Genomic DNA, 23705 nt, shown 5'->3' on the forward strand with positions numbered 1-23705 from the left:
AGGAAATGCTGGTGCGTCTGATCTCTGCTTTGCTGGTAAGTTTCTTGTTATGGCTGCCGTTGGTTTCCAACGCAGCCCCTAATGAAGATCAACTCAGGCAAGAACTCAAGCAAGCTGAAGCCAATAAGGATATGGCTAATCAGCCGCAAGTCGTCGAGGCGCTACAAAGCGCTCTTAGCTGGCTAAATGAAGCCAGCGCCTCGACGGCTCGTACGGAGCAATATCAGCAGGTTATCGACGACTTCCCCAAAATGACGCAAAGCTTGCGTCAGGAGTTGAAAACACAAAGCGATAAACAGCTGCCGGTAGACGATAGTCTAAGTGCGCCGCAACTCGACCAGCAAATTTTACAAGTCAGCAGCCAACTACTTGAACAGGCCAGGCAACTTCGTCAAGAGCAAGACCGTTCCCGCGAAATAAGCGATTCTCTGAGCCAAATCCCACAGCAACAAGCGGAAGCGCGCAGCACGCTGGCTGAAATTACCCAAAGGATCCAGAGTTCGACCAGCAATGCCTCGGCGTTAGGGCAAGCCAAGATGAACGCTTTGCAGGCAGAATCCATGGCTCGCAAAGCGAAAGTCGAAGAACTTGAGCTGGCTCAACTGTCTGCAAGTAATCGACAAGAATTGTCGAGAATGCGCGCTGAAATCTATAAAGTTCGCCACGATCGTCTGGATCAACAACTACAGACACTGCGTAATGCGCTCAATAGTCAGCGCCAACGAGAAGCCGAAGAAGCGTTGGAAAAAACGGAGCAATTGGCTGAACAAAGCGGCGAATTGCCGCAATCAATCAGCGAATTGCTGCAAATCAACCGTGAGCTATCGCTGGCAATGAATCAGCAAGCACAGCGGATGGATTTGATTGCTTCACAACAACGCCAGGCCGCGGCACAAACGTTACAAGTACGTCAGGCGCTGAGCACCATCCGAGAACAAGCACAGTGGCTGGGCGCGTCTAACCTTCTCGGTGAAACACTGCGTGCGCAGGTTGCCAAACTACCAGATACGCCAAAACCGCAGCAGCTTGATAATGAGATGGGCCAGCTACGCGTTCAACGCTTACGTTATGAAGAGCAGCTAGATAAGCAGCAGCAATATCGTAAAGGCCGTCAGGATGATGGGAAACCATTAACTTCATCCCAACAAAAAATCCTGGAATCACAGTTGCGCACGCAAAGTGATTTGCTCAATTCACTGCTTTCTGGGTGTGATACACAGATTCTTGAGCTGACTAAACTAAAAGTTGCCAATGGTCAGTTAGTTGATGCGCTGAAGGATATTCACGACGCTGCCCACCGCTATCTCTTCTGGGTAGCCGATGTCAGCCCGATATCGCTGGCTTACCCAGTGATGGTCGCTCACGATTTAAAACGCTTGTTATCGCTCGATACCTTAGCGCAGCTAAGCAAAGCAACGGCGATGATGTTCACCAGTAAAGAAACCTTAACGCCGCTGTTTGGCGCACTCATTCTGGTGATTATTAGTATCAGTTCACGCCGCCACTATTATGCCTTCCTTGAGCGCGCCAGCAGCCGGGTCGGTAAAGTGACGCAAGACCATTTCTCACTCACCATGCGTACCGTGTTTTGGTCAGTACTGGTCGCACTGCCCTTGCCTGTACTGTGGGCGGCGTTAGGTTTTGGATTACAAAACGCCTGGCCTTATCCGATTGCAGTTGCTATCGGCGATGGCGTAACGGCGGCGCTGCCTGTGCTATGGCTGTTTATGATAAGCGCTGCACTTGCCCACCCTAAAGGGCTGTTTATCGCCCATCTCGGCTGGCCACAGCGTCGGGTTTCCCGAGCATTGCGTTATTACGCCATGTCTATTTGGGTCATTATCCCGTTAATTATGGCGCTGATTACCTTCGATAATCTCAGCGACCGGGAATTCTCGAATACCTTAGGGCGACTGTGCTTTATTGTGCTGTGTTTGCTGCTCAGCTTGGTGACTCATAGCCTCAAACGCGCCAGTATTCCGTTGTATCTGGATAAGCAAGGCGATGGCGATCATCGCGTTAACGGTGCCTTGTGGTGGTTATTGGTGAGTGCGCCTCTGCTGGCCGCGTTCGCGTCGCTGCTTGGCTATTTAGATACTGCCCAGTCACTGCTCGCACGTTTGGAAACCTCAGTAGCTATCTGGTTCCTGTTGCAAGTGGTCTATCACATTATCCGCCGCTGGATGCTGATTCAGCGACGGAAAATTGCTTTTGAGCGCGCCAAACAACGACGCTCCGAGATCCTTAGTCAACGTGCTCGTAATGACGAAGATACGCCGCAAAATACCAGCAACGAAGGCACCATTGAGATAGAAGAACCGGTCGTAGACCTTGACGTTATCAGTGCACAGTCGCTGCGTCTGGTACGTTCTCTGCTGGCAATGGTGGCGCTGGTTTCGGTTATCTTCCTGTGGTCTGAGATACATTCCGCGTTTTCGTTTTTGGAAAATATCCATCTGTGGGACGTTTCATCGACCAATCAGGGCGTTGAAACCATGCAGCCAATCACCCTTGGCGCGGTGCTGATTGCTATTTTGGTGTTAATTATCACGGCTCAGTTGGTACGTAACCTCCCAGCCTTGATTGAGCTCACGGTGCTACAGCATCTCGAGCTTAGACCCGGTACTGGCTATGCCACGCTGACTATCATCAAATACATCATCATGCTGATAGGTGGCCTGACAGCGTTTTCCCTGTTTGGGATTGAATGGGCCAAGCTGCAATGGTTGGTTGCCGCATTAGGTGTGGGATTAGGCTTTGGCTTGCAGGAGATCTTCGCCAACTTCATTTCCGGCTTGATCATCTTGTTTGAAAAACCGATCCGCATCGGTGATACGGTGACGATCCGCAATTTGACCGGCAGCGTCACTAAGATCAATACCCGCGCTACCACCATTGCCGACTGGGACCGCAAAGAAATTATCGTGCCTAATAAGGCTTTTATTACCGAGCAATTCATCAACTGGTCGCTGTCTGACTCAGTAACCCGTGTAGTGCTTACTGTGCCTGCTCCGCCAGAAGCCAATAGCGAGGAAGTGACATCCATTCTGATCAATGCCGCCAGGAAATGTAGTCTGGTGCTGGAAACTCCAGCGCCAGAAGCCTATCTGGTGGATCTACAGCAAGGTATTCAGATCTTTGAGCTGCGTATGCACGCCGCAGAAATGGCGCATCGTATGCCGTTACGCCATGAGATTCACCAATTGATCCTTGCCGGATTCCGTGAACATGGCCTGACGCTGCCGTTCCCACCCTTCCAAGCGCGCATGGAGATGTTACATCGTGCGCAAAATGGTGTGGGAGCAACGTTCAGTAGTACGACACCACGATCGAGTGGGGATCTTTAAAAGCCTTAACAGGTTTTTGAACGGTTTTGGAAAATCTTAGGCCGAGAATATTTCGGTTTTTCAAATACAGTTATCAATGCGGCCCCGCCGCCGAAACCGAGCCAAGGGGCGTGCACGCCCCTTCGCAATCCTGCGCTTTTTACCACTTCAGCTCCGTGTCCAGCGGAGGCCATGTTTCAGCGGCTTCCGTTATCGCACAAATTTCATCCCATCCGGGATGCCCGGCTGCGGATTCGAGTCAACGGTAATATAGTTGTCTCTCACCACTTGCCGGTGAAATTTTGAGGGCGCTTGGTGGCTTTTAAGGTCAACGGCACAGGCACAGGCACAGGCACAGGCACAGGTAAAATTTAATTAAGGTTTGCTGGCTGGTAGCAGTGATAGCGTGCCGTTAGCCGGGTCGTCCTTGTCACTTAGCATTTGGTGTGTGACTTGATCGACATAAACGCTAAATAGACGATGTTGTATTTCTGGGCTCCCTCCACACTCTCCACCATGCTTTTCCACCACATCAACCAGATCCAAGCCAGCTTCAGCATTTGCAGTGAAAAGATAGTCGGTACATTTAGGATCAATGGTCAACTTTTCTTGTTCGACTGTTTTTTTCACCTGTGAAATTACCGAACTTTGGGAGGTTTGTGCTGCGAAACTTTGCACTCCTGTGAGTAACAATATAAAAAAGGTAATGAATTTTAATAGATTAATTTTATTCATCTTATAAATAATCTCTGTAGATAGAATGAAGCTATTGATGCAAAGGATTACTGTAGCTAGCAGATGTCGTTACTCTTGGATTATCGTAATCACTTAAACCATTTGAGCGAATAATACTCAAAATTTTCTTCTCATAGTTAGGGTCAGTAGCATAACCTGCGCATGCAACTATATGTATAAATCTTTCAGGTTCATTTCTAAATATAAACGCTCTAGCATAACGTTTGTTAGTTGCCAGAAAACGGCCATAATCATCCGCAGACTGCTCGAGCGTGTCGTAAGAACGAAAACTATCTTTGGTAACCGTGGATTTTCCAGCATAGTTTTCGTGAGTTATTACAGCGATAGCCTTGCCATTAGGAGATTTACCTTTAACACCAAAATAAATATTACCCGGGGCATGCCTTCCCCAATTAGATTCAAGAGCACCTTGAGCTAATGTCACAGCAATTGGGACCCCCCAATGGTATTTTACATTTTTCGCAGTTGAAAGCGCCCTATTGAACCAAGCTGATTTATAGTTTGGCGACTTTGATGATGCTTGTTTTTCTAGTAATTTAGCAGCTGCGCTATCTGGAACGATAGCCTGTTGTAACTGATTTGGAGGAGTAAACGTTCCACCATGATTGAGTATATTTAACGTTCGGCCATTGTGGTTTACAATTGAATCCGCATGCAGCATATGGACAGAGTTTTTCTGAAACTCAGCTAATCTGGCACTCGTTTTTATCCCAAAAATACCATCTTCGTTTAAGTGTTCTAAATGATTATCTTCTGACGCGCGGTTAAGTAGCATTTGTATTTTTATAACATCATCACGATAGTTTGGCTGTCCAATACCAACAGAGGCTCTAAGTCTCCATCTCATAATAAATCACCTTAAAAATTATCAATATGACATGAGCAATACTCAGCAAATTATAATCAGAATAGAATCTATCAACTGTAAAATAAAGATGCCTAAGGAGAAAAAACGCTACATTTTAAATATAAAAAAATGATTAAAATCAAAACAATAAAAAAATACATCCTATCAATGTAAAATATACTTACAATAATTCTACCCGCATAACTTAAATAGTTTTCAGCCGCTTATATTTTTCATAAAGAATTGATATTCATAAAATAAAAGTATTTTTACCTTGTGAAATTAATTACTCTATGTTTTTTGAACTGTTAACTATTCTTTTGGTATGATTCTCATCCAGTTCAAAGGACGATGGCTGATATATGAGAGCAATAATTATCTTTTCACTCTGTTTGGGGTTATCAGGATGCTCATGGAGCTGGGCTCAAGAAGCCTTACGCATTCACTCTTCTGACGTCTGCCCCAACGGAATAGATAGCGTTACCCGACAATGCCGCTAAAGCATTTATTAAGCTGGCTCGACCCCGAAGGAAGGCATGGCGAAGCCATGAAATTTGCGCCTATCGTTGCGGCACCTGGAACATAGCCGCCACAGGGCTCAGAGTAACGGTTTGGAAAGGCCCAGGATTCGCAAAGGGGACGGCCTTGTCCCCTTTCGGCGGTTCGGGCGACAAAGCCACATTAAACACCGCATTTGAAGAACCGAAAATAACACTACTCTGGTTTTAATCACCGTCCAAGCACAGTTATTGCTCTAAGCCCATCTGGCTCAAAGACACTCGAAAGGCATTACGCCTTATAAACAGGGAATGACAATACATCCGCCAGGCTATCCGCTCCCAACGCAATCATAATCAAGCGATCCACACCTAAGGCAACGCCTGAACACTCAGGTAAACCGTGCTCCAGTGCGGCCAAAAGATTTTCGTCAATCGGATGCTGCGGCAAACCACGAGCGGCACGTTTACGGTTGTCTTGCTCAAAACGCAGGCGTTGTTCGCGGCCATCGGTCAGCTCACGGAAGCCATTTGCCAATTCAACACCTTTGTAATACACCTCGAAACGCTCGGCGACACGGTGATCTTCGGTGCTAATTTCCGCCAATGATGCCTGGCTCGCCGGGAAGTGATACACAAAGGTCGGTTTATCACGGCCAATATGTGGCTCTACGCCCATGGCGAACAGCAGCTGTAGCAGCGTATCGCGGTCTTCTTCTTGATCCGCAATATTGGATAAATCCAGCTTGGCGGCAACTTCTCGCAATTGCGCCTTATCGGCAGAAAGCGGATCGATTTCTAAATGGCGACTAAAAGCCTGCTGGTAAGAGAGCGATTCTGCGGCATCACAATCAAGTACCTGTTGCAGCAAATCATCCACTTCGTTCATCAAACGATACATGTCATAGCGTGGGCGGTACCACTCCAACATGGTGAATTCGGGATTATGGTGGCGACCCGCTTCTTCATTGCGGAAACTACGGCACATCTGGAAAATCGGTCCACTGCCCGCAGCCAACAAACGTTTCATATGGTATTCCGGGCTGGTCATCATATAAAGCGTCATGCCATCAGCAGCACCAGGCCCGACGAATTGAGTCTGGAAAGGCACCAGGTGAATATCGGTGACAGTCGCTTGACTCATTGTCGGTGTTTCCACCTCCAGCACGCCACGATCGGCAAAGAAACGCCGTATTTCAGCGACAATAGATGCACGTTTCAATAAGTTGGCGATAGACGCACTTGGTTGCCAGTTTTCAGTTTCGCTCATCTTTTTTATCTCGCTCAAGGCTTTTTCTCTCCGAAGTCAGGAAGGGCATGCAGTCTACCTGCATCCTACAATGCAAACAAATTTCCGATAACATGCTCAACATCACAATAATGCATCTCTGGTTTCTAACTCTCGAATTCAACCCTGCTATCTCAGAGATTATCGGCCCCTGATACTCCCATATTAGAAGATCGGCGCATGGTTGTTAGATAAGTCCGTCATATCCTAAGTCCAGACCAACATATCTGCGTCTTACTGACGTGAAATCACCTACACTTCAGCTATTACAATAAACTCTCGCCATTCCCCAAAGTGAAGGAACATGCTGTGCAACTGTGGTCAAAAATCTGCGTACTCGTTAGCGTATTACTATGTGTCAGCTGTAGCGTGACACCGACACCTGATATCAATGTCGTCAAAAATTTCGAGTTGAACCGCTATTTGGGCACCTGGTATGAAATAGCCAGACTAGACAACCGTTTTGAACGTGGACTTGAGCGCGTGACCGCTACTTACAGCCTGCGGGATGATGGTGGAGTCAAGGTCGTTAATCGCGGCTTTAGTACCGAGAAACAGGCGTTTAAACAAAGTATTGGCAAAGCCTATTTTACCGGGCCGTCTTCACATGGCGCATTGAAGGTCTCGTTCTTCGGCCCCTTCTATGGCGGCTATAACGTGATTGAGCTGGATAAAGATTACCGCTATGCGCTGGTTAGCGGCCCGGATAAAAGCTATTTGTGGATATTATCAAGAACACCGACGCTGGATGCTGACGTAAAACAAAAGTTGCTGGAAACAGCACGACGCAATGGCTTTGATACCAACAAACTGCTGTGGATCAAACAGCCTTAATACGCACAGAGTGGACAAATACGACGCGGAAAAAAGTGAAGAGAAAAATGAGCTGGGATAAAAGGCTGACCGAGGTCAGCTTACATGCGTAATTGCGCCACCTAAGTGCTGAATGTCTTCACCGAAACCATGCACGGTATTACAGCCACTAAGAGAAGCCAACATCAGCATAGAAACCACGATAAACAACATTTTTTTCAACATTGTAAACGTAATCCAGACAGTAAATAGGGAACGATAAAAGCTTGGGTGGCAACCGCAGCCACCCAGACTCGCCGGCAATTACTTAACGCGTGAAACGTATTCGCCAGAACGGGTATCAACGCGAACAACTTCGCCGATCTGTACGAACAATGGAACCTTAACAACAGCGCCAGTGCTCAGAGTCGCAGGCTTACCACCGGTACCAGCAGTATCACCTTTCAGACCTGGGTCGGTTTCAGTGATTTCTGCTTCGATGAAGTTTGGTGGCTGAACAGCGATAGGACGACCGTCCCACAGAGTGACGATACATTCTGCATTGTCTTGCAGCCACTTAGCTGCGTCACCAACAGTTTTCTCTTCAACACCGTGCTGCTCGAAAGTCTCAGGGTGCATGAAGTGGAAGAACTCACCGTCGTTGTACAGGTAGTTCATGTTGGTATCAACAACATCAGCACCTTCGCAAGAATCGGTAGATTTGAAGGTTTTCTCTACGCGAGAACCGGTCAGCAGACGACGCATTTTAACGCGTGCGAAAGCCTGGCCTTTGCCTGGTTTTACAAATTCACTTGATTCGATAGCGTAAGGCTCGCTCTCGAACATGATTTTAAGACCCGGACGGAAATCGTTGCTAGAATAAGTCGCCATAATGGCCCTCTAATTTTAAACTGGTAGCTTAGCCAAAAAAATGGCAAACATTGTAACCCTAAATACGCCCTTTAGAGAAGATTGGTCGCATCAACTCGGCGATGTTATTACTGACCCGGATGAACTGCTCACACTTCTGGCACTTAATGATCATCCAGAACTGCAGCAGGGCCGTGAAGCCCGGCGCTTATTCGCCCTGCGCGTTCCTCGTGCCTTTGTAGCCCGAATGAAGCAAGGCGATCCCCAGGACCCTTTGCTATTGCAAGTACTCACCGCGCGCGAAGAGTTTCTCACCGCTCCCGGCTTTACCACAGATCCACTGGAAGAACAGCGCAGCGTTGTTCCAGGGCTGCTGCATAAGTATCACAATCGTGCATTACTGCTGGTGAAAGGCGGCTGTGCGGTCAACTGCCGCTACTGCTTTAGACGCCATTTCCCCTATCAGGAAAACCAGGGTAATAAAAATAACTGGTCTCAGGCGATGGAGTATATCCGCGCTCACCCAGAACTGGATGAAATAATTTTCTCCGGCGGCGATCCTTTGATGGCTAAAGATACCGAATTGGACTGGTTGATTACCCAGTTGGAGTCAATTAGCCATATCAAACGCCTGCGTATTCACAGCCGTTTGCCGGTAGTGATCCCAGCACGGATCACCGATACGCTATGCCAACGCTTGGCAGATTCAAGGCTGCAGGTGTTATTGGTTACCCATATTAACCACGCCAATGAAATTGACGATGCGCTGCGCTACAGCATGTCGCGTTTGAAAAATGCAGGTGTGACGCTACTCAACCAAAGCGTTTTGTTGCGGGGCGTCAATGACTGTGCAGACACGTTGGCGGCACTAAGCAATGCCTTGTTTGATGCCGGAATATTACCTTATTACATTCATGTACTCGATAAGGTAGAAGGCGCCGCCCATTTCTTAGTGAGCGACGAAAAAGCCCGCGAGATCATGCAACAGTTGCTGTCTAAAATTTCTGGCTACTTAGTCCCGACACTCTCGCGCGAAGTTGCTGGCGAACGCAGCAAAACACCGTTAGACCTGAAACTGAAACAGTGTTGATAGTACAAAAATAAACAGCTAATACGTAAAAGGGATGCCATCGGGCATCCCTTTTATTGGTCGTCAGCAAGCAAGCCTTATGGGCACTTATAAACCTGACCGATCATTTTGCTCGATAGTGGCGCGAAGCTAGACAAGATAGTCTGAGACGGGCTATTGGCACCATAAATAGTATTACCACCCATTGCTGCCGCTTTGTTACGCAGATCGTTTGCCGCACCGCGCATTGCGCTACCGTCACCACCGGTACCAGATAACCAGTTACTCTGCTCACCGGTGACATTACCCAACAATTGACACTCTTTGCTCGGCTGATCGTCGGTGAATTTAACCTGTTGCCCCGCAGAATCTAGCTGATTTGTCGTGCTGCAACCAGCCAGCAACATTGCGGCTGAGAAGCCCAGCAAAATTTTAATCCGCATCTCTTTCCCCATTATTTATGTTGAGCATTGCTTAAAACTAATAGAAAAAACCCGTTATCTTCAGCCACTCTCATCACATCCCCTAAGTAACAAGGCGGCAAAATTATTGAGCCTACAGCAAATCTTAGTAACAGTTTACACGCAAAACTATGACTACAATGCGAGTTATCTTACTTAACACTGAATAATAAAGGTACAAAAAAAACCCGACCTGTGAAGGCCGGGTTCTTTCTCACCTAAAATGATTAACTCATCGTTGGTGAAGGCATCAAGCGCCGGGGGATGATTACATCATGCCGCCCATGCCGCCCATTCCACCCATACCGCCTGCGCCACCTAAGTCAGGTGCATCGCTTTTTGGCAGGTCAGTTACCATGCACTCAGTGGTGATCATCAGGCCAGCAACAGATGATGCATACTGCAGAGCAGAACGCGTCACTTTAGTTGGGTCCAGGATACCCATTGCGATCATATCGCCGTATTCTTCGCTGTAAGCGTTGTAGCCGTAGCTGCCTTGACCCGCTTTCACGTTGTTGGCAATAACAGACGCTTCTTCACCGGCGTTCACTACGATTTGACGCAGTGGTGCTTCCATGGCACGCAGTGCCACACGGATACCCACGTTTTGGTCGTCGTTGTCGCCAGTCAGATTAGCCAATGAATGCGCTACACGAATCAGAGCAACACCACCACCAGCAACCACGCCTTCTTCTACTGCAGCACGGGTAGCGTGCAGAGCATCTTCAACGCGAGCTTTTTTCTCTTTCATTTCAACTTCAGTCGCCGCGCCAACTTTCAGAACAGCAACGCCGCCTGCCAGTTTAGCAACGCGCTCTTGCAGTTTTTCACGGTCGTAATCAGAGGTCGCTTCTTCGATCTGTTGACGGATCTGAGAAACACGGCCTTTGATAGTTTCTTCGTCACCCACGCCATCGATGATGATGGTGGTGTCTTTGTTGATCACAACACGTTTAGCCTGACCCAGGTCTTCCAGAGTCGATTTTTCCAGCTCCATACCGATCTCTTCAGAGATTACGGTACCGCCGGTCAGTGTTGCGATATCTTGCAGCATAGCTTTACGACGGTCGCCGAAGCCAGGTGCTTTAACCGCTGCAACTTTCACGATGCCACGCATGGTGTTCACAACCAGAGTCGCCAAGGCTTCGCCTTCAACGTCTTCAGCAATGATCAGCAGTGGTTTGCCCGCTTTAGCAACGGCTTCCAATACTGGCAGCATTTCGCGAATGTTAGAGATTTTCTTGTCAGCCAGCAGGATGAATGGGCTTTCAAGTTCAACAGAACCGGTTTCTGGCTTGTTGATGAAGTAAGGAGACAGGTAACCGCGGTCGAATTGCATACCTTCAACAACGTCCAGCTCGTCTTGCAGGCCGGTACCTTCTTCAACGGTGATCACGCCTTCTTTACCGACTTTTTCCATCGCTTCAGCGATCAGTGTACCTACGGTTACGTCGGAGTTAGCGGAGATAGTACCAACCTGAGCAATCGCTTTAGAGTCAGCACATGGTACAGACAGTTTTTTCAGCTCTTCAACTGCCGCAACAACGGCTTTGTCGATACCGCGCTTCAGGTCCATCGGGTTCATACCCGCAGCCACAGCTTTCAGGCCTTCGGTGATGATAGCTTGTGCCAGAACGGTTGCAGTAGTCGTACCGTCACCCGCAGCATCGTTAGCTTTGGACGCGACTTCTTTCACCATCTGTGCACCCATGTTTTCGAACTTGTCTTCGAGTTCGATTTCACGTGCTACAGAGACGCCGTCTTTAGTAATGGTCGGTGCGCCGAAAGATTTGTCCAAAACTACGTTGCGGCCTTTTGGGCCCAGGGTCACTTTAACTGCATCGGCAAGGATGTTAACGCCACGAAGCATTTTTACACGAGCGTCGTTGCCGAATTTTACGTCTTTAGCTGCCATTGTTATTTACCTTAAATTCGTTCAGTTCAGAAAGAAGTCATCGGGAAGCAATTACGCTTCAACGATAGCCAGAATGTCGCTTTCAGACATGATCAACACTTCTTCATTGTCGATCTTCTCAGCTTTCACGCCGTAGCCATCGTTGAAAATAACGATGTCGCCAACTTTAACGTCCAGCGCTTTAACTTCACCATTTTCCAAAATGCGACCCTTGCCAACGGCCAGGATTTCACCGCGAGTAGATTTACCCGCTGCAGATCCAGTCAGAACGATGCCACCTGCAGATTTGGATTCAACTTCTTTACGCTTGACGATTACGCGGTCATGCAATGGACGAATTTTCATTGATAACTCTCCTGTTAGCAGGTCATTTCTAATTTTAAGTTTGAATGTCGGACAGAAAGGCTAATCCGGCTTCGTGGTATGTTTAATGGGGGCATTACATAGCCCTTCAAGGGCGAGGAGGAAAAAATTTTGCATTTCTTTCCCCCCTCATCTAGCGACCTTTCTTAACAATGCGGCCGCTGATTATCTGCGTCATCTTCATCACGCGACGAAATCAATCGCTCAGACGGTTCATCTTTACGCTGAAATTCTCCGTCAAAAGTGTGACCAGATTGTGGCTGTGCGCCACCGGGGCGGTAAATATTCAAATGTGGAAGCACTTTCAAGGTCAGTGACTTTTGTACCGGCGGTAATAGCAGCAACAGACCAAGAAAATCAGTGAAGAAACCAGGGATAAGCAACAAGAAACCAGCCAGCACCAGGGAGACACTTTTAACCATCTCAGCGGCCGGGCTTTCTCCTTGTGCCAGCTTTTGCTGTAGCTGCACAAACGTTTTCATTCCCTGATTACGCACCAGAGAAATACCGATGCAGGAAGTAAAGACCACCAGCAGCAACGTAATCGCGACACCAAATATGGATGCGACTTTGATAAATAAGGTTATTTCGATGTAAGCCAACAGAAATAACACGATTAACGGTAACAAGCGCACCGCACTCTCCTCAATTGATTCATAAAAGCATCCCGGTTCCTCTACAAGCCACGCACCCGAATGCCAAAAGAGATCCTACACTAGTACTATGCAGGCTGACCGTTATGAGATGGTAGCGGCTGGTCAGTATTTCAACCTGCAGTAAATATTTTTATTGCCGATACCTGTCATGCGTGAAGTTAAAAAGATGTTAAATACTCTCGAAGTTTATTAGGGAGATAAGTGGGATTAATTGTGAAGAATTACTATTTGTGAGAGATCTCACAGATACGTAAACTGCCTGCATTAAAACGGTGCAATACGTGACAATTGTGCGTGCAATTCGCCATGAGCAGCATATGATCGCACTCGTCATAACTAAGGACGGCTGATCGTCTATTAATTTTGTCCGTTAGTAATATTTTACTCAACCTGCAACTGGTTCCTGCATCAAAAAGAAGGTTCTCATGTCAAATACGATTCGTATCGAGGAAGATCTGCTGGGTACACGTGAAGTCCCGGCCGATGCATATTGGGGTATTCATACTCTGCGAGCGGTTGAAAACTTCTATATCAGCAATACAAAAATTAGCGATGTCCCGGAATTTGTTCGTGGCATGGTGATGGTGAAAAAGGCCGCAGCACTCGCCAATAAAGAGCTACAAACCATCCCGCGTCATATCGCCGACATTATTATTCGGGCATGTGATGAAGTGTTGGATAAAGGGAAATGTATGGATCAATTCCCGGTTGATGTTTTCCAGGGGGGCGCGGGCACCTCAGTGAACATGAACACCAACGAAGTGCTGGCAAACATTGGCCTTGAGCTAATGGGTCACCAGAAAGGCGATTATCAATTCCTGAATCCCAATGACCATCTAAACAAATGCCAATCGACCAATGATGCTTACCCAACCGGCTTCCGTGTCGCCGTGTATGCATCTTTATTAAAACTGGTTGATGCGATTGCGCAATTGGGCGAAGGCTTTGAGCGTAAATCTAAAGAATTCGATAACATCCTGAAAATGGGTCGCACCCAGTTGCAGGATGCGGTACCAATGACATTAGGGCAGGAATTCCACGCGTTTAATGTCTTATTAAAAGAAGAAACCCGTAACCTGATCCGTACCGGCGAATATCTGCTGGAAGTGAACCTCGGTGCAACAGCAATCGGTACTCGCCTGAATACGCCGGATGGCTATCAGGCATTGGCGGTGAAGAAACTGGCGGAAGTCAGCAACCTGCCGTGCGTTCCAGCTGAAGATTTGATCGAAGCGACCTCTGACTGCGGTGCTTACGTGATGGTTCACAGTTCGCTGAAGCGTTTGGCAGTGAAACTGTCCAAAATTTGTAACGACCTTCGTTTACTTTCTTCAGGTCCGCGCGCTGGTTTGAACGAAATCAACCTGCCAGAACTGCAAGCCGGTTCGTCGATTATGCCAGCCAAAGTTAACCCGGTGATCCCTGAAGTAGTGAACCAGGTGTGCTTTAAAGTTATCGGTAACGATATTTGCGTAACCATGGCGGCGGAAGCAGGTCAGTTGCAGCTCAACGTAATGGAGCCGGTCATTGGTCAGGCGATGTTTGAATCCATTCATATTCTGACTAACGCATGCTACAACCTGCTGGAAAAATGCATTAACGGCATCACCGCTAATAAAGAAGTCTGTGAATATTACGTCTTCAACTCTATTGGCATCGTGACCTATCTGAATCCGTTCATTGGCCACCATAATGGCGATATCGTGGGTAAAATTTGTGCCGAAACGGGTAAGAGTGTGCGCGAAGTAGTACTTGAACGCGGCCTATTAACCGAAGCCGAATTGGATGATATTTTCTCGGTTGAGAATTTAATGCACCCTGCCTATAAGGCGAAGCGTTATACCGATGAAAATGAACAATAAACTAATATTTATTTAGTTTCCCAGGCTCGTTGTTTTATTAACAACGAGCCTTTTTACTTTGCAGAGTATTACGAATAATAAGTAAACTATTTTTTTGCGACAATTTCAAAGACAGGGATCGGGTTAAATAATCATGCAGCTCATTGAGTTAGTTATCGTTTTTGCAGCAATATTTCTTGGGGCGCGTTTAGGTGGTATTGGTATCGGTTTTGCGGGTGGCCTGGGGGTATTAGCATTGGCCGTCGTTGGCGTAAAACCAGGGACTATTCCGTTTGATGTTATTTCAATTATTATGGCGGTGATTGCCGCAATATCCACGATGCAAGTTGCAGGCGGAATGGACTATTTAGTTCAGCAAACCGAAAAACTGCTACGACGTAATCCCAAACACATCACTTTATTAGCACCTATTGTCACCTATTTCCTGACTATTATGGCCGGCACTGGCAATATTTCGCTGTCTGCATTACCTGTGATAGCTGAAGTTGCTAAAGAACAAGGCATCAAACCCTGCCGCCCTCTTTCAACGGCTGTCGTTGCCGCACAGATTGCCATTACCGCCTCGCCTATTTCGGCTGCGGTGGTTTATATGTCCTCAGTGATGGAAGGCCATGGCGTCAGTTATTTGCATCTGCTGATGATAATAATCCCAGCAACGTTCTGTGCCGTCATTGTGATGTCACTGATTATCAGCAAATGTTTTAATGCCACGCTAACTGATGACCCCGTTTATCTAAAACGTTACGAAGACGGACTCATTGCCCTACGCGGCGGTAAAAAGCTCGAAGTCAAACCCCGGGCAAAAGCCTCGGTTCTGCTGTTTTTGCTAGGCGTATTGTCAGTCGTCGCCTTTGCCGTGGTGAACAGCCCCAGCATAGGCTTAGTGACTACGCCATTAATGGGAACAACCAGCGCTATTCTTATCATCATGCTCAGCGTTGCCACTTTAATTACGCTGGTTTGCCGTGTCAGTACCGATGTTATCCTCAACTCAGGTACCTTTAAGGCCGGTATGAGCGCATGTATTTGTATTCTTGGCGTCGCCTGGCTTGGCGATACCTTTGTTCAGGCTAATTTGGATTGGATTAAAGATACTGCTGGGGAAATGATCCAGGCTCATCCTTGGTTACTGGCGCTGATTTTCTTCTTTAGCTCCGCCCTGCTCTACTCGCAAGCGGCCACTGCTAAAGCTTTAATGCCTTTAGCCTTAGCGCTCAATGTCTCTCCGCTGACCGCACTGGCTTCTTTCCCGGCGGTATCTGGGTTATTTATTCTGCCAACCTATCCAACTCTGGTAGCCGCAGTACAGATGGACGATACCGGCACTACGCGCATTGGGCGCTTTGTGTTTAACCATCCATTCTTTATCCCTGGCACTATTAGCGTTTTCCTGTCGGTTCTTTTCAGCTTCGCGCTCGGCGCGCTTGTGCTATAGAACCGGTCATTTATAGGGATATATCATCTTAAATAAACGGCTCGGGAACGTCCCCGAGCTGCTTCTCAGCTAACACGTAGCACATAATTACATCACATCCTTTCTCGATTTATGCCTCGCAAGGTATAGTAACGGCCTAGAAGACATGGAATCAGCGGTCGTGGCACGATGCCCCCGTAGCGCAAGCGATGAGTTTACTCAGGCTATTTTTGAAACAACGCTGTGGTCGTTGGCTGACAGCAACCGAGAGACACTTCCCCCTCATGGATTACCGCATTTTTACATCCGGCTTTCGCCGCTATGCTTTTTTGTTGTGTACACTGCTGCTCAGCGTTAGCGTATTCACGCCCAAAACGGCGCAGGCTGGATTGTTCGACAAACCGGCTGCCACACAATTTGTGCCGGTTGATCAGGCATTCAGTTTTGATTTTAAACAAAAAAATGGCACGCTTGACCTTAACTGGGATATCCGCGACGGTTACTACCTTTACCGCCAAAAAATAGAAATCATCCCCAATAAGGCCTCACTCGCCGCCTTTATCATGCCCAAGGGTCTGGATCATCACGACGAGTTTTTTGGTGATACTGAGATCTATAAAGATGCGCTACATCTGACGATACCTATTCGTAACGCTGCATCAGACGCAACAGTGCGTGTCTCTTACCAAGGCTGTGCCGCCGTTGGATTCTGTTACCCACCAGAAACGCGAGAGGTACCGCTCAGCGCAGTCGCCTCAACGGCGACGAATACAGCGCCAGCAATGGATGCAGCACCGACGAGCCCACTCACTTATTCAGCCGCGCCAGTGACAGCAGAACCGGCTGTGCAATCCGTGCCACTGCCTTTCTCGCCGCTGTGGGCATTATTGATTGGCATCGGCATTGCCTTTACCCCCTGCGTATTACCGATGTACCCTCTGATTTCCGGGATTATCCTCGGACGTGAACGCCCGCACAGTATGAAGCGAATCTTCCTGCTGGCGATGTTATATGTACAAGGCATGGCGCTGACTTATACCTTACTTGGGGTAGTCGTTGCCGCCGCCGGGTTACAGTTTCAGGCCGCACTACAAAGCCCTTGGGTACTGATTGTATTATCAGCAATGTTTATTCTGCTGGCTCTGTCGATGTTTGGTTTCTATAGCCTGCAACTTCCCTCTTCGCTGCAAACTCGCCTGTCATTACTGAGTAACGGACAGAAAGGCGGATCGCTATTCGGCGTCTTTGTCATGGGGGCACTGGCAGGGTTGATTTGCTCACCTTGTACTACTGCACCGCTTAGCGCCATCTTGCTCTATATCGCACAGAGCGGTAATCCATGGGCCGGTGCAGGCACCTTATATCTGTACGCGCTCGGTATGGGGATTCCGCTGATTATCGCCACTTTATTTGGCAATCGCCTGCTACCACGCAGCGGCCCTTGGATGAACTACGTCAAAGAAGGTTTTGGCTTTGTTATTCTGGCTTTACCGGTATTCCTGTTAGAACGGATTATCGGCGATACGTGGGGACTGCGTTTATGGAGTATTCTGGGTATCGCATTCTTTGGTTGGGCATTACAATTAAGTCTGAAAAGCCAACGTGGCTGGGTAAGATTACTGCAACTGCTGTTCCTTACCGCCGCCTTGATTATCAGCCGTCCGCTACAGGATTGGGCGTTTGTAACGCCAACTAACGGCCAAAGTAGCGCCACGCATTTACGCTTCCAGAACATTGAAAATATCGACCAGCTCAACGCCGCGTTGCAACAAGCACAAGGCAAAAGAGTGATGCTCGACCTTTATGCCGATTGGTGCGTGGCCTGCAAAGAGTTTGAAAAATATACCTTTACCGATCCACAGGTACAAAAGGAACTGGCGAACACGGTACTGCTACAAGCCAATGTGACGCAAAATAGCGCGCAGAATTCCGCATTGCTCAAACAACTTAACGTACTGGGATTACCGACTATTCTTTTCTTCGGTACACAGGGTAAAGAGCTACCACAATCACGAGTGACTGGTTTTATGAATGGCGCGGATTTCACTGCCCATTTGCAGAAAACCCAGCCTTAAATGACACAACTTGATTGCAGTATGAAAATTGCGAGGAGGCAAAGGTGCTACGTGAACAGGTCTTAGACCAAACATTGACGCTATTAGAACAGCGTGGTTTAGCTAATTTGTCACTGGAAGATATAGAGAAAATAACCGGCATTGGCTTAGAAGACTTACAACGTTTCTGGCCCGATGCTGAAGCTTTGCTCTATGACAGTTTGCGCCATCACGGCGCGCAAATTGATATGTGGCGTCGCAAGTTATTGCTCGATGACACGCTAAATGGCACACAGAAGTTGCTGGCTCGCTATAAGGTGCTCGATGAGCAAGTACGGCTACAACGCTATCCAGGTTGCTTGTTTATTGCCGCCTGTAGTTTCTACCCAGAAAGCGACTCCCCTATTCATCAGTTAGCCGAGCAGCAAAAACAGGCGTCTTACCATTACACGTTAGAACTCTTGCAAGAAATGAGCTCTGATGACGCAGAAATGGTGGCCGAACAGATGGAGCTAATTTTAGAAGGCTGCCTGAGCAAGTTATTGGTTAAACGCCAATTACATGATGTTGCAGTAGCCCGTCGATTGGCGGAAGACGTACTCAACGTTGCCCGCTGTCGCAAACACGGCGCGCTGACCTAATACATCCGAGTCGTACATCGAATAGGCAAAATGGCGATAACTCTGGCTTTTTGTCCGAAAAGCCAGCAGTCAGCTAAGTTTTCGCATAAATCCGTTGACGACTCACGGCCAATACGGTTTAATGCGCCCCGTTGCCCGGATAGCTCAGTCGGTAGAGCAGGGGATTGAAAATCCCCGTGTCCTTGGTTCGATTCCGAGTCCGGGCACCATATTTAAAGAAACCAGCTTAACAGCTGGTTTTTTGCTTTCTGGGATACGGACTCTCCATCGAACTTCGTTCGATTATTCGTTTCATCCTGAAACTCACCCTTTCAGGGCCAGCGCAAGCGCTGTTCAAAGGTGCTAACGCACCCTTGTCCGAGTCCGGGCACCATATTTAGAAGAACCCGCCTATGGCGGGTTCTTTGCTTTCTGAGATCCACTCCTCCCCCGCAGTTATACCCTGCCGTTATTTCGTAGATTGTTTCTTTCTTTGTCTATCTGCTGGTTTTTGCTCTAATCGCTAGCCTGCGCGGCACAAGAGCGCGATATAGAGAAATCGGAAGATGTCGCGCAAGAATTTCTGAAAGAAAAAGGCTTGGTGAAATCCTCATGAGTAGCGCTTCTTTTATATTGGGTGACCAGCCGCTCGGCGTCACCCAGCTTGCCACGCTGGCGCGGGCTAAGTCCGGCCACGTGGAGTTTGCAGAGCAAACTAAGCAACACATTATCCGTGCTAACGATTTTTTATTGCATAGCCAAGCGGCGGGCACGCCGATTTATGGCCTGACCACCGGTCTGGGTGCTGCCGTTGATACACCAACTAGCTTGCAAACTCTTACTGCAACCGAGATTCAACGTCGTATTCCCCGAGGGCGAGCCGTTGGCGTGGGGCATGCTGCCAATACAGAACAGGTGCGCGCCATGATGCTGGCCCGTCTGTCCGGTATTGCTGTGGGCCATTCCGGTATCTCGTTGGCCACCGCCGAAACCTTGTTGGCGCTGTTTAATGCCGGTATCCATCCTCACGTACCGTTAATCGGTTCAATCAGCGAAGCCGATCTGGCGCCGCTGGCACACATCGCGCTGGCAGTCATCGGCGAAGGTGATGCCCAATATCAAGGCGAGCAACGTGCCGTGGCAGAACTGCTGGCCTCGTTGGGTATTCGCCCAGCGGAACTCTCAGGCAAAGATGGCTTAGCACTGGTGGTATCCAATGCCGCCACCGTTGGTCTTACTGCGCTGCTGCTAGATGATATGGCGCGGGTATTCAGCGCCCAAAGTGCGGCTATCGCTCTCAGTTTTGAAGGTTTTGTCGCTAATATTTCCCCGCTCTCACCTTTAGCTGCCCGCCTGCGCCCGGCACCGGGACAACAAGAAGCTGCCACATTGCTTAATACTTTGCTCGCCGGCGGCAGCCTGGGCGAACCGGGTAAAGCGCGTCGTCTGCAAGATCCATTGAGTTTTCGCAATATCGCTTCAGTACTTGGCTGTGTACAACAGGCGCTGGCTGGTGCTTTTAGAGCAACGGAGCTGGAGCTTAATAGCAGCGATGACAATCCTGCGGTACTGGCGGAAGAACAGATCATTCTGGCCAACGCCAATTTTGACGCTACGCACCTTACATTGGCGTTGGAACTGCTGGGCTTGGCCCTGAGTCGACTGGCGGCCACCAGTGGCGAACGGCTGATGAAGTTGATGTCACCTGGCACCAGCGAGTTACCACGCTTTTTAGTCTCCGGCAACGCGCAGTCTGGCTTTGGGCCGCTGCAAAAAACCATTGCCGCACTGGTGGCGGATATTCAACAACAGGCCCAACCGCTGGCAGCGGTCAGCATGCCGGTAGCCGATCGTATTGAAGATTACGCCGCTCAAACCATGGCGGTTGTGCACAAACTGCAGCGTCTGCTGGATAGCTGGCGTTTACTGGTTGCCATTGAGCTGTTAGTCGCGGCACAGGCTATCGATCTGCGTAGTGACCTGTCTCTCGGCGTTGGCAGCCAGGCTATTTACCACCAAGTCCGCCAGCGGGTAGCACGACTGGATGAGGATCGCAGCAGCACGGAAGATATCTACCGGCTGGTAGCGTTAATTGAGCAAGAAGATTTAGTGCCACAGAGTCGACTTTTGTTAGAGAGAGGCTAGTTCGCAGCAAGGTATTCTGCGCGACATCCCACATTTTGCCAGCAGCGTCCTCGCGCTGCCGTAACCGGAGATAACCATGAGCGATCCAATTATGATCACCTGGCTTAATGGGCCAGACGTTAAAGCGCTTGAATTAACCAATGATGAAATTCTGGCGGCAGTAGAAATGGGGTTACAAGCACAAGGCCAGGGCAAAGCCGTGATCGAACCTCGTGTTCATCTGATCCCCGATCCGGCGTTTAACGGCCATTTTAACGTGTTGCGCGGCTATATTGAGTCTATCAATCTGGCGGGCGTTAAAGTGGTTGGCGATTACGTTAATAACTACCAACAAAACCTGCCCTCGGAAATGGCGCTGCTAAACCTGTTTGATCCCCGTACCGGCAAACCCGTGGCAATACTCGATGCCGCAGGCATTACCGATATGCGCACCGGTGCCGTGACCGCGCTGGGGGCAAAATATCTGGCGAAAAAAGACAGCAAGGTACTGGGCCATATCGGCGCACGTGGCACCGCTTACTGGAACGTTCGTCTGCTGGATCACCTGTTTGATTTTGATGAAATTCGCATTCACTCACGCCGCCCGGAAAGTCGTCAGGCCTTTGCCGAACGATTGGAACAGGCTTTGAGCAAACCGGTGACGATTACCGATGACTGGGAAAGCTGCGTACGCGATGCCGATATTGTGGTCGAAGCCTCGCGTCTTAATCAGCCTGAGCCGCTGTTGAAAACCGAGTGGATTAAGCCCGGAGCCTTAGTGGTACCTTACGGCACCATGAGCGCCGTTGAGCTGTCGCTGACCGATATTATGGACAAAATGGTGGTTGACGATTGGGGACAATGCAAAGGCGGTATGTTTGGTTCGCTACGTGCGCATGTTGAAGCCGGAAAATTGAGTGAACAGACGCTGCATGCTGAGCTGGGGCAAATTGTTGCCCAAGGTAAAGTCGGACGTGAAAACGACGATGAAACCATTTTGTTCTGGCATCGTGGATTGTCGCTGAGCGATATCGCCTTAGGACACGCCATGCTGGAGAAGGCGAAAACCCTCGGACTCGGCCAACAGCTGCGCTATGCCTGATAACTGACTTTATCAGTCGCCTGGCCGGAGTAACCCGCAGTTTGTGTTTGCACTTCACTGAACGCTGAGGAATATTACTAACGACAGACTTCAGCGTTTATCTATCGGCTTCATTGGGCGTTTTACAGGACACAGATATGGCAACACTTCCAACGGTGACCATCACCTATTGCTCGCAATGCAACTGGCTGTTGCGTGCGGGCTGGATGGCACAAGAGTTATTGAGTTCATTTAGCACCGATCTTGCGGCAGTCACTCTCGTGCCGGGCACCGGCGGGATTTATCAGATTAGCGTGGATGGGCAGCTCATTTGGGATCGCAAAACTGATGGCGGCTTCCCTGACGCCGCGGTGCTCAAACAGCGACTGCGTGATATCTGCTTCCCAGATCGATCTTTAGGGCATATCGATAAGGCAAAGAGTAACCCAGAAACGCCTTCGGCCTAAGATCCTATCCCATTATCAACATCAACAACATCCCATCAAAATTCAGGCTGTTGTTGATATTATCGCGCCAAAAAATCACCGAAAATCACTGTTAATAACGCCTTCTCACTTACCAAAAAATAGCGGTAAAAACTTTCTGACTATCGCGCTCAAATATCCCTTCAAACTGAGTGCCTATTGGTAAGTCAGGGGCCAGTTCTTCGACGAGCTCGATAGTAAAACGGTTTGTTATAATATCTATTTTATTTATTGCCGCGGCTTTGAAATCAAAATAGCGGCCGACATGAGGATGCAACGCTTTATATAGACTTTCCTTTGCGGAAAAAATAAGGGTCAATATCTCAGCGTCGAGCGCAATATTTTCTCCTGTAAAATAAAATTCAGAATGAGTTAATACGCTATTAATAATTTTTCCGGCAGTTTCTGCGTCAATAAAACGTTCGACGTCGATACCCACACCTTTTATGACATTTTTATTTCCAACGGCACAAACAACAAAGCCTTCGGAGTGACTGATAGAGCCAATGAAAGTATCAGGCCATAACGGCGCACGATGAGCCCCGACATCAACGCTAGCGTTACCTGCCCCTAACTGCGTCAGCGCCTGATGTGCCAAATACCGCCCTGCAACAAACTCTGCCTTACGTTTTACCACTGCGCGTTCAAGATATTTATCGAACCTGCCACCAAATAAACGGCTCGTATCGGCATCCGTATACTGTTGATCATTGTAGTGACATTGATAACAAACACCTGAAAAACCTGATATTTCCTTTTCAGACAGTTGGCTAACAAATCGAGGAGCGAAACTATTCAACATATAATTATTTGACTCCAACTTATTAGTTTTAAATCTGCGCCCTTTTTTAGGAACGGTTTTATCTTGTCAATGATATCTCAAGACAATGTGAGACGCTTAACAAAACCAGATAGCATTTCAGGCCCGTTTTAATGTTACACCAATAATATTTTCTATTTAACTCTTGCTAATTCTCTAAATTTGAAAAATGAGAATGGGTTAATTTCTTATAACAAAATATTTGCAGAATATTCTTATAACGATTCAATTATCACTAGACCAAAAAATATAATACTAGATAATATACTGGAAATAATTGGAGCAGTATCAGAGCAGGGAGTTCATCCCGAATCACTTACTTGTGCAAGTGATTCGGCGGGAGCTTCTTGCGTAGCCTATACCGCTGCAAATATTTATACCCAATATCGATAACCATTTATGTAA

The 23705-nt window shown here is 48.2% G+C and carries 20 protein-coding genes and 1 tRNA gene; 11 read left to right on the top strand and 10 right to left on the bottom strand.

Annotation, left to right across the window (positions count from 1 at the left end):
- Positions 1-5: 5 nt before the first annotated feature.
- On the top strand, positions 6-3347 hold the full coding sequence (gene mscM, locus ACL9RG_RS12520; protein ID WP_422792944.1) for a miniconductance mechanosensitive channel MscM: 3342 nt from the start codon (positions 6-8) through the stop codon (positions 3345-3347).
- A gap of 354 nt (positions 3348-3701) precedes the next feature.
- On the opposite strand, the gene ACL9RG_RS12525 is transcribed toward mscM, so the two are convergent.
- The 3 genes from ACL9RG_RS12525 to epmA form a co-directional block, all read right to left on the bottom strand.
- The gene (locus ACL9RG_RS12525) at positions 3702-3956 is read right to left on the bottom strand and encodes a hypothetical protein (RefSeq protein ID WP_422792945.1); all 255 of its coding nucleotides are present in this window, start codon (positions 3954-3956) and stop codon (positions 3702-3704) included.
- A 136-nt stretch (positions 3957-4092) separates the two neighbouring features.
- Complete coding sequence (locus ACL9RG_RS12530; RefSeq protein ID WP_422792946.1) at positions 4093-4929, bottom strand: glucosaminidase domain-containing protein; 837 nt, start codon at positions 4927-4929, stop codon at positions 4093-4095.
- 789 nt (positions 4930-5718) lie between these two features.
- Positions 5719-6696 (bottom strand): elongation factor P--(R)-beta-lysine ligase, encoded by a 978-nt coding sequence (gene epmA, locus ACL9RG_RS12535; RefSeq protein ID WP_422792947.1) that lies wholly within the window; start codon positions 6694-6696, stop codon positions 5719-5721.
- A 327-nt stretch (positions 6697-7023) separates the two neighbouring features.
- Here epmA and blc point away from each other — a divergent pair, with 327 nt between their 5' ends.
- Positions 7024-7548 (top strand): outer membrane lipoprotein Blc, encoded by a 525-nt coding sequence (gene blc, locus ACL9RG_RS12540; protein ID WP_422792948.1) that lies wholly within the window; start codon positions 7024-7026, stop codon positions 7546-7548.
- 75 nt (positions 7549-7623) lie between these two features.
- Here the strand turns inward: blc and ACL9RG_RS12545 are convergent, their stop codons facing one another.
- Positions 7624-7752, bottom strand: a complete 129-nt coding sequence (locus tag ACL9RG_RS12545) for an entericidin A/B family lipoprotein (RefSeq protein ID WP_422792949.1) — start codon at positions 7750-7752, stop codon at positions 7624-7626.
- Positions 7753-7830: 78 nt separating this feature from the next.
- Positions 7831-8397 (bottom strand): elongation factor P, encoded by a 567-nt coding sequence (gene efp / locus ACL9RG_RS12550; RefSeq protein ID WP_017493725.1) that lies wholly within the window; start codon positions 8395-8397, stop codon positions 7831-7833.
- A gap of 40 nt (positions 8398-8437) precedes the next feature.
- Here efp and epmB point away from each other — a divergent pair, with 40 nt between their 5' ends.
- Positions 8438-9466: an EF-P beta-lysylation protein EpmB gene (gene epmB, locus ACL9RG_RS12555; protein ID WP_422792950.1), complete on the top strand. Its 1029-nt coding sequence runs from the start codon at positions 8438-8440 to the stop codon at positions 9464-9466.
- A 77-nt stretch (positions 9467-9543) separates the two neighbouring features.
- Here the strand turns inward: epmB and ACL9RG_RS12560 are convergent, their stop codons facing one another.
- The 4 genes from ACL9RG_RS12560 to ACL9RG_RS12575 form a co-directional block, all read right to left on the bottom strand.
- A complete protein-coding gene (locus ACL9RG_RS12560) occupies positions 9544-9888 on the bottom strand; it encodes a DUF4156 domain-containing protein (protein ID WP_422792951.1) in 345 nt (114 codons plus the stop codon).
- 286 nt (positions 9889-10174) lie between these two features.
- Positions 10175-11821, bottom strand: coding sequence for a chaperonin GroEL (groL, locus tag ACL9RG_RS12565; protein ID WP_422792952.1), 1647 nt, complete (start codon positions 11819-11821; stop codon positions 10175-10177).
- A gap of 51 nt (positions 11822-11872) precedes the next feature.
- Entirely contained in the window at positions 11873-12166 is a 294-nt protein-coding gene (locus ACL9RG_RS12570) for a co-chaperone GroES (protein ID WP_422792953.1), read from the bottom strand.
- Positions 12167-12330: 164 nt separating this feature from the next.
- Positions 12331-12819, bottom strand: a complete 489-nt coding sequence (locus ACL9RG_RS12575; protein ID WP_422792954.1) for an FxsA family protein — start codon at positions 12817-12819, stop codon at positions 12331-12333.
- Positions 12820-13265: 446 nt separating this feature from the next.
- Here ACL9RG_RS12575 and aspA point away from each other — a divergent pair, with 446 nt between their 5' ends.
- The 8 genes from aspA to ACL9RG_RS12615 all read left to right on the top strand — a co-directional run bounded on the left by aspA (position 13266) and on the right by ACL9RG_RS12615 (position 22462).
- Positions 13266-14702 (top strand): aspartate ammonia-lyase, encoded by a 1437-nt coding sequence (gene aspA / locus ACL9RG_RS12580; protein ID WP_422792955.1) that lies wholly within the window; start codon positions 13266-13268, stop codon positions 14700-14702.
- 133 nt (positions 14703-14835) lie between these two features.
- Positions 14836-16137 carry an anaerobic C4-dicarboxylate transporter gene (locus ACL9RG_RS12585; protein ID WP_422792956.1) on the top strand — a complete coding sequence of 434 codons (1302 nt, stop codon included), beginning with the start codon at positions 14836-14838 and terminating at the stop codon, positions 16135-16137.
- Positions 16138-16400: 263 nt separating this feature from the next.
- Positions 16401-18191, top strand: coding sequence for a protein-disulfide reductase DsbD (locus tag ACL9RG_RS12590; RefSeq protein ID WP_422792957.1), 1791 nt, complete (start codon positions 16401-16403; stop codon positions 18189-18191).
- A 44-nt stretch (positions 18192-18235) separates the two neighbouring features.
- Positions 18236-18811 carry a division control transcriptional repressor DicD gene (gene dicD / locus ACL9RG_RS12595; RefSeq protein ID WP_422792958.1) on the top strand — a complete coding sequence of 192 codons (576 nt, stop codon included), beginning with the start codon at positions 18236-18238 and terminating at the stop codon, positions 18809-18811.
- A 133-nt stretch (positions 18812-18944) separates the two neighbouring features.
- Positions 18945-19020, top strand: a tRNA-Phe gene (locus tag ACL9RG_RS12600).
- Positions 19021-19402: 382 nt separating this feature from the next.
- Entirely contained in the window at positions 19403-20935 is a 1533-nt protein-coding gene (locus tag ACL9RG_RS12605; RefSeq protein ID WP_422792959.1) for an HAL/PAL/TAL family ammonia-lyase, read from the top strand.
- A gap of 76 nt (positions 20936-21011) precedes the next feature.
- Complete coding sequence (locus ACL9RG_RS12610; RefSeq protein WP_422792960.1) at positions 21012-22016, top strand: ornithine cyclodeaminase family protein; 1005 nt, start codon at positions 21012-21014, stop codon at positions 22014-22016.
- A 137-nt stretch (positions 22017-22153) separates the two neighbouring features.
- Positions 22154-22462, top strand: a complete 309-nt coding sequence (locus ACL9RG_RS12615; protein WP_422792961.1) for a SelT/SelW/SelH family protein — start codon at positions 22154-22156, stop codon at positions 22460-22462.
- Between the two features lie 109 nt (positions 22463-22571).
- On the opposite strand, the gene ACL9RG_RS12620 is transcribed toward ACL9RG_RS12615, so the two are convergent.
- The gene (locus ACL9RG_RS12620; RefSeq protein ID WP_422792962.1) at positions 22572-23282 is read right to left on the bottom strand and encodes a 4'-phosphopantetheinyl transferase family protein; all 711 of its coding nucleotides are present in this window, start codon (positions 23280-23282) and stop codon (positions 22572-22574) included.
- Positions 23283-23705: the final 423 nt, after the last annotated feature.

The sequence above is a fragment of the Rouxiella sp. Mn2063 genome (genome assembly GCF_049319665.1).
GTDB lineage: Bacteria > Pseudomonadota > Gammaproteobacteria > Enterobacterales > Enterobacteriaceae > JBMOUD01.

What these genes read in the sequence shown, in the direction of transcription:
- ACL9RG_RS12570 (WP_422792953.1), bottom strand. Translation starts at nt 12,166, where the DNA reads ATGAAAATTCGTCCATTGCATGACCGCGTAATCGTCAAGCGTAAAGAA.
- epmA (WP_422792947.1), bottom strand. Translation starts at nt 6,696, where the DNA reads ATGAGCGAAACTGAAAACTGGCAACCAAGTGCGTCTATCGCCAACTTA.
- epmB (WP_422792950.1), top strand. Translation starts at nt 8,438, where the DNA reads ATGGCAAACATTGTAACCCTAAATACGCCCTTTAGAGAAGATTGGTCG.
- efp (WP_017493725.1), bottom strand. Translation starts at nt 8,397, where the DNA reads ATGGCGACTTATTCTAGCAACGATTTCCGTCCGGGTCTTAAAATCATG.
- ACL9RG_RS12605 (WP_422792959.1), top strand. Translation starts at nt 19,403, where the DNA reads ATGAGTAGCGCTTCTTTTATATTGGGTGACCAGCCGCTCGGCGTCACC.
- ACL9RG_RS12620 (WP_422792962.1), bottom strand. Translation starts at nt 23,282, where the DNA reads ATGTTGAATAGTTTCGCTCCTCGATTTGTTAGCCAACTGTCTGAAAAG.
- ACL9RG_RS12560 (WP_422792951.1), bottom strand. Translation starts at nt 9,888, where the DNA reads ATGCGGATTAAAATTTTGCTGGGCTTCTCAGCCGCAATGTTGCTGGCT.
- ACL9RG_RS12615 (WP_422792961.1), top strand. Translation starts at nt 22,154, where the DNA reads ATGGCAACACTTCCAACGGTGACCATCACCTATTGCTCGCAATGCAAC.
- ACL9RG_RS12530 (WP_422792946.1), bottom strand. Translation starts at nt 4,929, where the DNA reads ATGAGATGGAGACTTAGAGCCTCTGTTGGTATTGGACAGCCAAACTAT.
- groL (WP_422792952.1), bottom strand. Translation starts at nt 11,821, where the DNA reads ATGGCAGCTAAAGACGTAAAATTCGGCAACGACGCTCGTGTAAAAATG.
- ACL9RG_RS12590 (WP_422792957.1), top strand. Translation starts at nt 16,401, where the DNA reads ATGGATTACCGCATTTTTACATCCGGCTTTCGCCGCTATGCTTTTTTG.
- ACL9RG_RS12585 (WP_422792956.1), top strand. Translation starts at nt 14,836, where the DNA reads ATGCAGCTCATTGAGTTAGTTATCGTTTTTGCAGCAATATTTCTTGGG.
- mscM (WP_422792944.1), top strand. Translation starts at nt 6, where the DNA reads ATGCTGGTGCGTCTGATCTCTGCTTTGCTGGTAAGTTTCTTGTTATGG.
- ACL9RG_RS12610 (WP_422792960.1), top strand. Translation starts at nt 21,012, where the DNA reads ATGAGCGATCCAATTATGATCACCTGGCTTAATGGGCCAGACGTTAAA.
- ACL9RG_RS12545 (WP_422792949.1), bottom strand. Translation starts at nt 7,752, where the DNA reads ATGTTGAAAAAAATGTTGTTTATCGTGGTTTCTATGCTGATGTTGGCT.
- aspA (WP_422792955.1), top strand. Translation starts at nt 13,266, where the DNA reads ATGTCAAATACGATTCGTATCGAGGAAGATCTGCTGGGTACACGTGAA.